At 68.5% G+C, this 12,291-nt stretch carries 14 protein-coding genes; 4 read left to right on the top strand and 10 right to left on the bottom strand.

The window, feature by feature from the left end; all coding sequences use genetic code 11:
* Window positions 1-66 precede the first annotated feature (66 nt).
* Window positions 67-705, top strand: coding sequence for an O-methyltransferase (locus MRBLWO12_RS03200; protein WP_363552623.1), 639 nt, complete (start codon window positions 67-69; stop codon window positions 703-705).
* Window positions 706-788: 83 nt separating this feature from the next.
* On the opposite strand, the gene MRBLWO12_RS03195 is transcribed toward MRBLWO12_RS03200, so the two are convergent.
* The 3 genes from MRBLWO12_RS03195 to dapE form a co-directional block, all read right to left on the bottom strand.
* Window positions 789-962, bottom strand: coding sequence for a DUF3117 domain-containing protein (locus MRBLWO12_RS03195; RefSeq protein ID WP_141872549.1), 174 nt, complete (start codon window positions 960-962; stop codon window positions 789-791).
* A 92-nt stretch (window positions 963-1,054) separates the two neighbouring features.
* A complete protein-coding gene (locus tag MRBLWO12_RS03190; protein WP_363552621.1) occupies window positions 1,055-2,272 on the bottom strand; it encodes a hypothetical protein in 1,218 nt (405 codons plus the stop codon).
* A complete protein-coding gene (dapE, locus tag MRBLWO12_RS03185; RefSeq protein ID WP_363552619.1) occupies window positions 2,254-3,327 on the bottom strand; it encodes a succinyl-diaminopimelate desuccinylase in 1,074 nt (357 codons plus the stop codon). The genes MRBLWO12_RS03190 and dapE overlap by 19 nt, the downstream gene beginning before the upstream one ends.
* Window positions 3,328-3,422: 95 nt before the next feature.
* On the opposite strand from dapE, the gene dapD reads away from it, so the two are divergent.
* Both dapD and MRBLWO12_RS03175 read left to right on the top strand, forming a co-directional pair.
* On the top strand, window positions 3,423-4,376 hold the full coding sequence (gene dapD / locus MRBLWO12_RS03180; protein WP_363552617.1) for a 2,3,4,5-tetrahydropyridine-2,6-dicarboxylate N-succinyltransferase: 954 nt from the start codon (window positions 3,423-3,425) through the stop codon (window positions 4,374-4,376).
* Between the two features lie 243 nt (window positions 4,377-4,619).
* Window positions 4,620-5,999: a DEAD/DEAH box helicase gene (locus MRBLWO12_RS03175; RefSeq protein WP_363552615.1), complete on the top strand. Its 1,380-nt coding sequence runs from the start codon at window positions 4,620-4,622 to the stop codon at window positions 5,997-5,999.
* Window positions 6,000-6,155: 156 nt separating this feature from the next.
* Here MRBLWO12_RS03175 and MRBLWO12_RS03170 read toward each other — a convergent pair whose 3' ends face one another.
* The 6 genes from MRBLWO12_RS03170 to MRBLWO12_RS03145 all read right to left on the bottom strand — a co-directional run bounded on the left by MRBLWO12_RS03170 (window position 6,156) and on the right by MRBLWO12_RS03145 (window position 10,644).
* Complete coding sequence (locus tag MRBLWO12_RS03170; protein WP_363552613.1) at window positions 6,156-7,454, bottom strand: citrate synthase; 1,299 nt, start codon at window positions 7,452-7,454, stop codon at window positions 6,156-6,158.
* Window positions 7,455-7,647: 193 nt separating this feature from the next.
* Entirely contained in the window at window positions 7,648-8,757 is a 1,110-nt protein-coding gene (dapC, locus tag MRBLWO12_RS03165; RefSeq protein ID WP_363552611.1) for a succinyldiaminopimelate transaminase, read from the bottom strand.
* Between the two features lie 9 nt (window positions 8,758-8,766).
* Window positions 8,767-9,087 carry a ferredoxin gene (gene fdxA / locus MRBLWO12_RS03160; RefSeq protein WP_363552609.1) on the bottom strand — a complete coding sequence of 107 codons (321 nt, stop codon included), beginning with the start codon at window positions 9,085-9,087 and terminating at the stop codon, window positions 8,767-8,769.
* Between the two features lie 9 nt (window positions 9,088-9,096).
* On the bottom strand, window positions 9,097-9,567 hold the full coding sequence (locus MRBLWO12_RS03155) for a histidinol dehydrogenase (RefSeq protein ID WP_363552607.1): 471 nt from the start codon (window positions 9,565-9,567) through the stop codon (window positions 9,097-9,099).
* A 49-nt stretch (window positions 9,568-9,616) separates the two neighbouring features.
* The gene (locus MRBLWO12_RS03150; protein ID WP_363552605.1) at window positions 9,617-9,931 is read right to left on the bottom strand and encodes an AzlD domain-containing protein; all 315 of its coding nucleotides are present in this window, start codon (window positions 9,929-9,931) and stop codon (window positions 9,617-9,619) included.
* Window positions 9,928-10,644, bottom strand: a complete 717-nt coding sequence (locus MRBLWO12_RS03145) for an AzlC family ABC transporter permease (protein WP_363552603.1) — start codon at window positions 10,642-10,644, stop codon at window positions 9,928-9,930. The genes MRBLWO12_RS03150 and MRBLWO12_RS03145 overlap by 4 nt, the downstream gene beginning before the upstream one ends.
* 102 nt (window positions 10,645-10,746) lie before the next feature.
* Here MRBLWO12_RS03145 and MRBLWO12_RS03140 point away from each other — a divergent pair, with 102 nt between their 5' ends.
* A complete protein-coding gene (locus tag MRBLWO12_RS03140; protein ID WP_363552601.1) occupies window positions 10,747-11,295 on the top strand; it encodes a helix-turn-helix domain-containing protein in 549 nt (182 codons plus the stop codon).
* Between the two features lie 60 nt (window positions 11,296-11,355).
* Here MRBLWO12_RS03140 and MRBLWO12_RS03135 read toward each other — a convergent pair whose 3' ends face one another.
* Entirely contained in the window at window positions 11,356-12,267 is a 912-nt protein-coding gene (locus MRBLWO12_RS03135; protein ID WP_363552599.1) for a phospholipase, read from the bottom strand.
* Window positions 12,268-12,291: the final 24 nt, after the last annotated feature.

Raw genomic sequence — 12,291 nt, 5'->3', positions numbered from 1 at the left:
GCGCTCCTGGTGCACACGGAGCGAATATCCTGGAAACACTCATATGCAGGCAGGGAGAACAAGGGCATGAGCGAGCACGACGCGAACGCACGCTTCATCCGCGAGTCCATCGTGGAACCGGATGCGATCGCCCGCGCGCGCGCCCACGCGGTGGAACTGGGGGCAGCACCGATCAGCGCTGCCGTCGGCTCGCAGATCGCCGTGCTGGCGGCGGCCACCAACGCGCGATCGATCGTCGAGATCGGCACCGGAGCCGGAGTCTCCGGCCTCTGGCTGCTGCGAGGTGCTCCGCAGGCTGTGCTCACGACGATCGACAGTGAGCCTGAGCACCTGGCTGCGGCGCGTCAGGCGTTCTCCGATGCGAAGGTCCCATCGACCAAGGCGCGCTTCATCACCGGCCGCGCGTCCGACGTCCTTCCTCGCATGAACGAGAAGTCCTACGACATCGTGCTGGTCGATGCCGACCCCGAGAACGTCATCGCCTACGTCGCCCACGGGCTGCGGCTCGTGCGCGATGGCGGCATCGTCCTCGTCCCGCGGGTACTGGTCGGCGGCCGTGCCGCGGATCCGGTGCAGCGCGATGAGATCACTTCGGCCTACCGCTCCCTCGTCCAGGAGACGCAGGAGTCCTCGGCCGTGCTCGCCACGGTCTCCCCCGCCGGAGAAGGTCTGCTGCAGCTGGTCAGCATCTCCGAGCGGTCCTGACGACACCTCTGACACACGAAGAAGGCGACGGATCGATGATCCGTCGCCTTCTTCGTCGTCCGTGTGGAAACGGATCTGCTCGTTCAGGCAGGCGCCACGACGCCGGCCAGCACGTCGTGAAGCTCCTTCGCCTCGGCGTCGTTCACAGAGACGACCAGGCGGCCGCCGCCTTCGAGCGGAACGCGCACGATGATGAGTCGCCCTTCTTTCACGGCTTCCATGGGTCCGTCTCCGGTCCTCGGCTTCATCGCTGCCATCGTGGCCCCTTTCCTCGGTGGTATGAGATGAGTTTATCGGGTGCGATCGCGCCTGGACGTCACCTGTGAAGAAATGCACCGATCCTTTACATTCACGGCACCTGCCAGAAAGTGTTGCCGAGGGCGTAAACGTGGTAGATCCACAGCCACTGCCCCGCCAGGCCGACCGCGAGCACACCGAGCCGCCAGACGCGAGATCGCGGCACCGCGACCGCTCCCCAGAGCGGGCTGAGCGGGACCAACAGGCGGAAGGTGCTCGACTGCGGGAAGAAGACGGCCAGGAGATACAGCAGATAACTGGCGCTCCACAACCGCAGGTCGGTGCCCACCGCCCTGACCTGCGGCGAGCGCAGCAGCGCCACTCCTGCCGCCACCACGAGCAGGATCAGGGCGACCGGCCCGCCCCACGTCGGCAGCCCCCACTGGCCGAACCAGAATTGTGATGCCTGGATCCATCCCTCGAAGGGGATGAAACCCTCGACGCCACCGACGACCCAATGACGCCTCCAGGCCAGCTCCGTCGCCAGATACGCGCCGGGATCACCGGTGACGACCCCGGCGATGAGCTGCCACGAGAACCCGGCGGCCGTCGCGAGCGCTCCCAGCGCGACGATGTGCACGATCTCGCGCGTGGCCAGGGGATCCTCGCGTCGCCGCACCCAGCGCAGAATCCCATGCAGGCCCAGGTAGAGGGCGAAGGCGAGAATGCCGGGGCGGGTGAAAGCCATCACCGGGATGAGCAGATAGAGCCAGGCGTAGCGATGCCGGGCCACGGCATCGAGCGCGAGGAACAGCAGCAGCAGGAACAGCGTCTCGGCGTACCCGACCTGGAACAGCGCCGCCAACGGTCCTGCCGTGAAGAAGGTCACGGCCCACATCGCAGCCGAGGCACCGATCCGGTCCCGCAGAAGTCGGTGCAGGGCCACGCAGGCGAAGTACCCCGCGACCACCGACACCAGGAAGGCTCCGGCTCCCCAGGAACCGAACGGGAAACCCACGATCTTCGCGAGGATGGCGAACACCGGCATGAATGCCCAGGCGTTCTCGGCGACATCGCCGGAATCAGTCAGGGGCAGCTCGCTCGGGTAGCCGTTCTCGGCGACGAGCCAGTACCACTGGGCATCCCATCCGAGCACGAAGTCCACGATGCCCGCATCGGCCCCGAACCGCGAGAGCGAGGTCGACATCGACCCTGCCAGCACGAAGAAGAGCGTGGTGACCAGGCGCGCCGCGAGATAGATCACGGCGATGCGGAGCGCGACAGGTGTCAGCGCCCACCGGCGGGACAGTGTCAGGAGGACGTGAGCCATGCGCGCAGGCCCTGCTCCACCGCTTCGATCTGCGCGACAGGCACGCGTTCCTCGTCGTGGTGTGCCAGATGCGGGTCACCCGGCCCGTAGTTCACGGCCGGGATGCCGAGCGCCGAGAAGCGCGCGACATCGGTCCACCCGTACTTCGGCCGTGCTTCGGCACCGACCGCTGCCACGAACTGCTGCGCGATCGCGGCGTCCAGGCCCGGGCGTGCACCCTCAGCGGCGTCGGTGACCTCCAGGTCGAATCCGGCGAGGACACCGCGCACATGTGCCTCAGCGTCACCCGCGGTCTTGCTCGGGGCGAAACGGTAGTTGATCTCCACCTCGCAGGCGTCGGGGATCACATTTCCGGCGACGCCGCCCGAGATCCGCACGGCGCTCAGGCTCTCGCGGTAGAGCAGCCCCTCGACGAGCACCTCGCGGGCACGATACTCGGAGAGCCGCGTCAGGATAGGGGCGGCACGATGGATCGCGTTCTCGCCGATCCAGGCACGTGCCGCGTGGGCACGCACGCCGGATGTGCGCACGATGGCGCGCAGCGTGCCGTTGCATCCGCCCTCGACCTCACCGTTGGACGGCTCGCCGAGGATCGCGAAGTCGGCTTCGAACAGATCGGGACGTACGGAGGCGAGCAGCCCGAGGCCGTTCTTGGACGCTTCGACCTCCTCGTTGTCGTACCACATCCAGGTGATGTCGACGGTGGGATCCGTCAGCTCGGCAGCGAGCTTCAGCTGGACCGCCGTGCCGGCTTTCATGTCGACGGTTCCGCGTCCCCAGAGGTACGGCTCTCCGTCGATCTCGATGTCACGCGTGGGGAGGTTGTCGTTGATCGGCACCGTGTCGATGTGGCCCGCGATCGCGACGCGCTGGCTGCGGCCGAGGGCGGTTCGCGCGACGATCGTGTTGCCGTGCCGGATCACCTCCAGGTGTGTCAGCGACGCGATCGCTTCCTCGATCGCGTCGGCGAGAGCGTGCTCCTCTCCCGAAACGCTCGGGATGTCGCAGATCGCGCGCGTGAGGGCAAGGGAGGACGCAGTGAGATCGAGCACCATGACCCCAGCCTATGACCTGCCGCCCCGGGCCCCGCCTGGGCGAGCATGACGTCATCAGGACCGGAGGCCTGCGCGGTTCCCGGTACCGTGGAGTCATGACTGAATCGCGCAGCATCTGGGGTGTCGGACTCACCACGATCGCCGGTGACGGCACCGTGCTCGACGCGTGGTACTCCGCACTCGGTACCGGTACCGCACCTGCGGGCGAGTCCGCAGCCGCCGCTGCCGCACTGCAGGACGACGCACGCCCCGACGAGCGCCGCAACGTCACGGTCGAGGTCGTCCAGCTCGAGATCGACCTCGATGCGGCGCCGGCCTCCACCGCCGACGCGTATCTGCGTCTGCACGCGCTCTCCCACCTTCTGGTGCGTCCGAACGACCTGAGTCTCGACGGCATCTTCGGTCACCTGCCGAACGTCGCCTGGACCAACGCCGGTCCGGTCCACCCTGCCGACGCCGCCCGGTTGCGCCCGACGCTCCAGCGCGCCGGCATCCAGGTACAGGGGCTCGACAAGTTCCCCCGCCTGACCGACTACCTGCAGCCGGCAGGCGTGCGCATCGCCGATGCATCACGCGTGCGCCTGGGTGCCTACCTCTCCCCCGGCACCACGGTGATGCACGAGGGGTTCGTCAACTTCAACGCGGGTACCCTCGGGGCCTCGATGGTCGAAGGCCGCATCTCGCAGGGCGTGGTCGTGGGCGACGGCAGCGACATCGGCGGCGGCTCCTCGATCATGGGCACGCTCTCCGGGGGCGGCACCCACCGCGTCTCGATCGGAGCACGCACCCTCCTGGGGGCGAACGCCGGGATCGGCATCTCGCTGGGTGACGACTGCGTCGTCGAGGCGGGCCTCTACGTCACCGCCGGGACCAAGATCGTGCTGGCAGACGGCCCGACGACGGCCGACGGCGTGAAGAAGACAGTCAAGGGCGCTGAGCTCTCCGGACAGGATGGACTCCTGTTCCGCCGCAACTCTCTCAGCGGCGCGGTCGAAGCCGTGCGCCGTGCCGGTGTCGGCGTCACCCTGAACGAGGCACTGCACGCCTGAATCGCGCTCTCCGCGCACGGCCTGTGCGGCTCTCCGGAGTGCCGCACAGGCTCTCCCCTGCTGCCCGTGATACTGTCAGCGTGACGTACATCGCAATGCGAGACGTCTGCGTCGTCGACACGCTCCCGCGCCACTAGCCTGGTTCTGGCCATTTCGAACGGCGAAACGATGCGCGATCCCGCGCCGTCGCCCACCTCACGCACCCGGCCATCTCGTTCGCGCGTGCATTCTCGGAGATACTTCATGACTTCCTTCCTCGACCTCGGCGTGCCCGCCGATCTCGCCTCCGTCCTCGCAAAGGACGGCAAGACCGAAGCGTTCGCGATTCAGCGCGACACGCTCCCCGACTCCCTCGCGGGCCGCGACCTCCTCGGCCGCGGTCGCACCGGCAGCGGAAAGACGATCGCTTTCGCCCTTCCGCTCGTCGCTCGGATCGCCGCCTCGACGCGCAAGAGCCGCGCCGGCCACCCCCGTGGCCTCGTGCTCGCCCCCACCCGCGAGCTCGCCACCCAGATCGCTGCGACCATCGCGCCGCTCGCCGAGGCCAAGGGCCTGCGTGTCACGACCGTGTTCGGTGGCGTCAGCCAGCGCCCGCAGGAGCAGGCCATGCGCAGCGGCGTCGACATCGTCGTCGCGTGCCCCGGCCGCCTCGAAGACCTCATGAAGCAGAAGATCGTGCAGCTCGACGCCGTCGAGGTCACCGTGCTCGATGAGGCTGACCACATGGCGGACCTCGGCTTCCTGCCCGGCGTCACACGCATCCTCACCGCGACTCCCGCCGGCGGCCAGCGCCTGCTGTTCAGCGCGACGCTCGACCGCGGAATCGACACGCTCGCGCGTCGTTTCCTCTCGAACGCCGTCAGCCACGAGGTCGACGAAGAGAGCGTGCCGGTCGGCGAGATGACGCACCGCGTGCTCGTCGTCGAATCGACCGACGACAAGACGACCCTGGTCCGCGATCTCGCATCGGGAACCGGTCGCCGCATTCTGTTCACCCGTACGAAGCACCAGGCCAAGAAGCTCGCCAAGCAGCTCACCGCTGCGGGCATCCCCGCGGTCGACCTGCACGGGAACCTGTCTCAGAACGCGCGTGAGCGCAACCTGAGCGCCTTCTCGTCCGACCCCGCCGACGGTGGCGTGCGCGTGCTCGTGGCCACCGACGTCGCCGCCCGTGGCGTGCACGTCGACAACGTCGACCTGGTCGTCCACGTCGACCCGCCCATGGAGCACAAGGCCTACCTGCACCGCTCGGGCCGTACCGCGCGCGCTGGTGCTGCCGGCACCGTCGTCACGGTCGTGCTCCCCGAGCAGCGCCGCGACGTGAAGGACCTCCTGCGCAAGGCAGCCATCACGGCTCCGCTCGAGAGCGCCACGGCCGCGGCCGTCACCGGGCTCGTGCCGGAGCGCGCCGCACACGTGCGCCCTGCCCCCGTGCAGGCAGCACAGCCGCAGCGTCAGGCCAAGCAGCGCCCGGCCGGTGGTGAGCGCGCAGGCGCCTCCACTCCCCCCGCACGCCGTCGTCGCCCCCGCTCCGGTGGACAGGGTGGCGGTCAGGGCCAGGCCGGTTTCTCCTCCCGCCAGGGCGGTCAGCGTCAGGGCGGCCGCAGCGCTCAGGGTCGCTGACCCGCAACACTCGACACGGCCTGTCCTCCTTCGGGAGGGCAGGCCGTTCTCGTCTCCGGAACGAGTTCACGGGCAGTAAGAAACCCCCGCCTGCCGCCATGCAGGCGGTCGACGGGGGTTCGTGGGGAGCGATGAGCCCTGCAGGGCCGGGTCAGGTCAGCGCGAGGTCGGGAACGAACGTTCCGGCGAGCCGACGTACAGCTGCTGCGGGCGTCCGATCTTCGTCTGCGGGTCGCTCTGCAGCTCGCGCCACTGGGCGAGCCAACCGGGCAGGCGGCCGATCGCGAAGAGCACGGTGAACATCCGTGTCGGGAAGCCCATCGCCTTGTAGATGACGCCGGTGTAGAAGTCGACGTTCGGGTAGAGGCGACGCTCACGGAAGTAGTCGTCTGCGAGGGCCAGCTCCTCGAGCTCCTTGGCCAGGTCCAGCAGCGGGTCGGTCACACCGAGTGAGGCGAGCACCTCGTCTGCGGCGTCCTTGACGAGCTTGGCGCGGGGGTCGTAATTCTTGTAGACCCGGTGCCCGAAGCCCATCAGCTTCACGCCCTCTTCCTTGTTCTTCACGCGCTCGACGAACCGTGCGACGCTCTGACCGGAGTCGCGGATCTGGCCGAGCATGGTGAGAACGGCCTCGTTCGCGCCACCGTGCAGTGGACCGGAGAGCGCCTGGATCCCGGCTGACACGGAGGCGAACTGGTTCGCACCCGTGGAGCCGACCAGACGCACTGTCGATGTGGAGGCGTTCTGCTCGTGATCCTCGTGCAGGATCAGCAGGAGCTCGAGCGCCTTCGACATCACCGGGTTGACCTCGTACGGCTCGCTGTGCACTCCGAAGTTGAGCTTGAGGAAGTTGTCGACGAAGCTCAGCGAGTTGTCGGGATACAGGAACGCCTGGCCGACGCTCTTCTTGTGGGCGTACGCGGCGATCACCGGCAGCTTCGCCAGCATGCGGATCATGTTGAGCTCGACGTGCTCGGGGTTGTGCGGGTCGGTCTGGCCCTCGTAGTAGGTCGAGAGAGCGGCCACAGCCGAGGAGAGCACTGACATCGGGTGCGCCGTGTGGGGCAGCGCTGAGAAGAAGCGCTTGAGGTCTTCGTGCAGCAGGGTGTGACGACGGATCTTCTCGTCGAACTCCGCCAGCTCGGATGCGGAGGGGAGCTCGCCGTAGATGAGCAGCCACGCGACCTCGAGGTAGCTCGTGGTGCCGGCCAGCTGCTCGATCGGGTAGCCGCGATAGCGCAGGATGCCCTTGTCGCCGTCGATGAACGTGATCTCGGACTTCGTCGACGCCGTGTTCACGAACCCGTAGTCGAGCCCCGTGTAGCCGGTCTGGCGGGTCAGGGTGGAGAAGTCGATGCTGTCGTGCCCTGCCGTGCCATGCACGAGGGGGAACTCCGCGGTGGTGTCACCGATGGTCAGCTTCGCTGTCGCCTGCTGGTCTGCCGCTGCGCTCACGCGGGCCTCCTCGTTGTGTCTGCCCGTACGCCTGTCGCGTGGGAATCAGACAAGATCTTGATCAAGCCGGAACTGGCGATCTCGCGGCGCACAAGCGCCTGGTCGGATCACGACCGAATCGCTTTTACAGCCTAGTAGGGACTCAGGCCTACTGTGACATCCGCCAAAGGGAGAACGGAGACCAGGAGGGAATCTACAGTCCCTCGCGCAGCCGACGCGCGCCTTCTGCGATGCGCTCGGTGGGTGCCGTGAGCGACAGGCGCACATGCTGCGTGGAGTGTGCACCGTAGAACGGCCCTGGACCGGCGAGGATACCGAGGTCGGCGAGCCGTGCCATCGTCTCCCAGGCGTCACGCCCCTCGGTCGCCCAGAGGTAGAGTCCTGCCTCCGAGCCGTCGATCCGGAAGCCCGCAGCCTCGAGTGCCGGACGCAGCGTGTCGCGCCGCGCGCGGTACAGCTCCTTCTGCGCGGCGACATGCTCGTCATCGCCGAGCGCAACCGCCATCGCATGCTGGATCGGTGCCGGCGGCATCAGTCCGAGGTGCTTGCGGGCGGTGAGCAGGTCCGCCACGATCCGTGCGCACCCCGCGACGAATGCTGCCCGATATCCCGCGAGATTGGACTGCTTGCTCAGGGAGTAGACGCTCAGGAGGTTCGACCGCTTCCCGCCCGTGACGCGCGGGTCGAGGATCGAGGGGATCGCCTCGGTCGCCCATGGTCCGTCCCAGCCGAGCTCCGCGTAACACTCGTCGCTGGCGAGGACGGCGCCGAGTTCGCGGGCGCGGACGACGGCCGCGGCGAGTTCATCGACCGTCCAGGTGCGTCCGTCCGGGTTACCGGGAGTGTTGATCCAGATGAGCTTCGTGCCCTCGGGCCAGCTGGCCGGGTCGTCCGCGGCGAGCGGAGTGGCACCGGCGATGCGCGCACCCACCTCGTAGGTCGGGTAGGCGACGAGCGGATGCACGACGATGTCACCGTCGCCCAGGCCGAGAAGCGTGGGCAGCAACGCCACGAGTTCCTTCGAACCGATCGTCGGGAGCACGTTGTCGACCGTGAGGTCGGGCACTCCCCTGCGCCGCGCGTACCAGTCGACGATCGCCTCACGCACCGCGGGCGTGCCGACGGTCTGCGGGTAGGCATGCGCATCCGTCGCCTCGGCCAGTGCACGACGGATGATGTCGGGGGTCGGATCGACGGGCGACCCGATCGACAGATCCACCAGGCCCTGCGGATGCTGAGCCGCGCGCTCCCGGTAGGGGATCACGGCGTCCCACGGATAGTCGGCGAGGTCGCGGACGCTCACGGGCGGGACTTACTCGCCCTGGGGCGGCAGAGCCGCGATGACGGGGTGGTCGAACGAGTACACGCCGACCTTCGCCGCACCACCGGGAGAACCGATCTCCTCGAAGAACTCGACGTTCGCCTTGTAGTAGTCCTGCCATTCGTCGGGCAGATCATCCTCGTAGTAGATGGCCTCGACGGGGCACACGGGCTCGCAGGCTCCGCAGTCGACGCACTCGTCCGGATGGATGTACAACGACCGTTCACCCTCGTAGATGCAGTCCACGGGACACTCGTCGATGCAGGCGCGGTCCTTCACATCAACACACGGCAGGGCGATCACATACGTCACCCGTCCAGTCTACGACTCGCGCGGGTCGCTCTCCTCCGAGGCAGCCGTACGACTCGGGACCGAGGTGATGAGAGGGGCATCAGCGACCGGAGCATTCGCAGCGCCTGCCGAGGTCTGCACCGGCAGTCGCGACAATGAGGGCCAGGCGACGACGAGCAGCACGAGCCCTGCCACCAGATACGTCCAGATGCGGCCGGCCAGGGAGTCCTGCACCACCACGGACCCTCCGGGACCGACACCCGAGATCACTGTCAGCATCCCGAGCATCCCGAGACCGGCAGCGAGCGCCGCCCCACGGTCGTGCGTGAGTGCGCGGATCGCGACCAGGATCGCGGCGCAGGCGATGCCGCCGACGATGAGGCCGACGGGAATGACGCCCCAGGTGAGGCTGTGGCCGATCGTGCCGGCGATACCGTACACGCCGCCGACCAGGGCCGCTGCGACCCACGACAACACTCTCGACACCCAGCTGACGCGCACGAGTCGATCCTACCCGCGTGGGCTGCGGGCTCCCGGTGGCATCGGTCGGTCAGACCGCGAGCCCGAGCAGCCGCAGGACGGCGGCGACCGCGGCGGCCGCGAACACCACGACGAGGAAGGACTGGCGCAGCCAGAGCAGCCCGGCCGCAACCAGAAGCGCGGGCACGCGGGCATCGACGATGATCGCCTGCCCGGCCCCGAGCGTCTGCACGGCGACCAGAGCCGCCAGCAGCGCCACCGTCAACAGGTCGGAGATGCGGGCCGGTCGCGGCGCCTCGAGCACCGAGGGTGGCACCAGGTACCCCACTGCCTTCAGCGCGACGCAGATGAGGGCCGCCAGCAGGATCGCGCTCCACACGCTCACGGCGCCACCCCCGACGCCGGCTGAGCCGTGCCGGTCGACGGATGTTTCCCGAACCAGTTGAACCATCCGACGACGATCGCGACGAGAGCGGCGATCAACACCGGGATGCCCGGCATCAGGAATGGAGTGAGCGCGGCAGCGACGACTGCGGCAGCGACTCCGACGGCGATCGCCTGCCGTTGCTGCAGTCGCGGCCACAGCAGCGCCAGGAACGCGGCCGCCGCCGCGGCGTCCAATCCCCACGCCCGCGGGTCGCCGAGCACATCGCCCACGAGCGCACCGATCAGCGTGGTGATGTTCCAGCCCACGAAGATGCCGATACCCGTCACCCAGAATCCAACACGGCTCAGGCGGGGATCGCCCTGCGAGATGGCAACGGCCGTGGATTCGTCGATCGTGAAGTGCGCGGCCGCTGCGCGACGGGCCGCTCCTCCCCCGACGATCGGCGACATGCGCATGCCATAGGCCACGTTGCGCACGCCCAGGAGCACCGCCGACGCGATGGCCGAGGGCAGGGCCGCGACTCCCCCGGCGGTGAACACGCCCACGAACGCATACTGCGAGCCGCCGGTGAACATCAGCAGACTCAGCACACACGTCTGCCAGATGTCGAGCCCGGATGCCACCGCGAGGGCGCCGAACGAGACGCCATAGGCACTGGTCGCGAGCACGACACCGAGCGCTTCACGCCACACTTCACGCTCGGGAGTCACCGGCGGACCTCACCGAGCGTTCGGTTCACTGAACACATGATGATCATTCTGAACAATCAGGCATGGATAGTCAAGCGAACGATCGTTTGGCATGATGAACACATGGAGGATCTCCGCACTCGAATCGCCCGCACGCTCCGCCGCGAGCGCGAAGCCGCATCCCTCTCGGTCTCCGAGCTCGCGCGACGAGCCGGCATCTCGAAGGCGACCGTCTCCCAGCTCGAGGGCGGCGCAGGCAATCCGAGTGTCGAGACCCTGTGGGCACTGGGAGTCGCCCTCGGGGTTCCTTTCGCGGTGCTGGTGGATCAACAGACGAACGCACCGACACTCATCCGTGCCGATGATCTCGCCGGAGTGCCGTCGTCGGCCGCCGCGTACAGCGCCTCTCTCCTGTCGGCCAGCCCTCCGGGCGCCCGCCGCGACCTGTACCTGATCCAGGCGGAGCCCGGAGACCCTCGACGTTCCGACCCGCACCACCCCGGCACCACGGAGCACGTCATCCTGATCGCCGGAGAGGCGCGGATCGGTCCGGTGGAGCAGCCGATCCTCCTGCATCCGGGCGACTACCTCTCGTACGCGGGCGACGTGCCCCACATCTTCGAGGCGACGGTCGCGGGCACCAGTGCCGTCCTCATCTCCGAGCTGCGCTGACCACACGCAGAAGGCCCGGCCCCGCAGTGGGGCCGGGCCTTCTCGGTCGCGACACGGAGATCAGTACCAGTTCATCGCCTGCGAGTGCGACCACGCACTGCAGGGGGACCCGTAGGACCCGGCGATGTACTCGAGCCCCCAGGCGATCTGCGTGGCCGCGTTGGTCTGCCAATCGCTGCCGGCGGATGCCATCTTGCTGCCGGGGAGCGCCTGCGGGATCCCTGTGGCACCACCGTCGGCGTTGTACGCCTGGTAGTTCCAGCCGGACTCCTTGGTCCACAGCGAGCTCAGGCAGGAGAACTGGTCGTCGCCCCACCCATAGCGGCTGGATGCCATCTCGCGCGCGGTCGCCTTCGCGCCGTCGACGGTGTTCGCGGAAGCGAGCGCGGCCGCGGCGGCCGCAGCTTTCTCAGCGGCGGCCTTCTCCGCGGCAGCCGCCGCTTCCGCAGCCGCCTTCTGCTCCTGCGCAGTCGTGTAGGTCGCCCTCAGGTCCGTGGTGAGCGCGACCACCGCACGGGTGTCGGCGACGGTATCGGCTGTCAGGTCCTCGAGCAGGAGCGCGGGGACCAGAGCGCGGTCGGCCAGCGCCTCCACGTCGGTCTGCAAGTCGGCAGTGTCGATCGAGACGACCGTGTCGCCCAGATCGAGATCGGAGGCCCCGACCTCGGCGGTGAGGGCCTCGGCCGCCGCGACGGCCTCGGTGGCCTCGGCGTACGCCTCGCTCGCGTCATCCGCGATCTCGCGCAGAGGCTGAGGGCCGCTGGCTGCTGCGGCAGCCACGAGATCGGCCGTGGCGGGGTTCTCGGCGCCGGCCGCAGGGGCCGAGACAACCCCAACCGTGAGAGTGATGCCCAACAGGGCGCCGGTCAGCGTGCCGAGGAGCAGCACGGGGCGGCGGGCACGAACAGCGGAGTGAGCCTCGAGGGCTGCGGCGGCGCGCCGAGACGCACGGGTGTTGTGAAGGTGAAGCACGGATTCGACTTTCGGGTCGTCGTC

The sequence above is a fragment of the Microbacterium sp. LWO12-1.2 genome (assembly GCF_040675875.1).
Lineage (GTDB): Bacteria > Actinomycetota > Actinomycetes > Actinomycetales > Microbacteriaceae > Microbacterium.
This window is presented reverse-complemented; position numbering and strand designations above follow the sequence as displayed.

Excerpts from the sequence above, each read along its gene's own strand:
- MRBLWO12_RS03140 (WP_363552601.1), top strand. The coding sequence starts at position 10,747 with ATGGAGGATCTCCGCACTCGAATCGCCCGCACGCTCCGCCGCGAGCGC.
- dapD (WP_363552617.1), top strand. The coding sequence starts at position 3,423 with ATGACTGAATCGCGCAGCATCTGGGGTGTCGGACTCACCACGATCGCC.
- MRBLWO12_RS03200 (WP_363552623.1), top strand. The coding sequence starts at position 67 with ATGAGCGAGCACGACGCGAACGCACGCTTCATCCGCGAGTCCATCGTG.
- MRBLWO12_RS03175 (WP_363552615.1), top strand. The coding sequence starts at position 4,620 with ATGACTTCCTTCCTCGACCTCGGCGTGCCCGCCGATCTCGCCTCCGTC.
- dapE (WP_363552619.1), bottom strand. The coding sequence starts at position 3,327 with ATGGTGCTCGATCTCACTGCGTCCTCCCTTGCCCTCACGCGCGCGATC.
- MRBLWO12_RS03190 (WP_363552621.1), bottom strand. The coding sequence starts at position 2,272 with ATGGCTCACGTCCTCCTGACACTGTCCCGCCGGTGGGCGCTGACACCT.
- MRBLWO12_RS03195 (WP_141872549.1), bottom strand. The coding sequence starts at position 962 with ATGGCAGCGATGAAGCCGAGGACCGGAGACGGACCCATGGAAGCCGTG.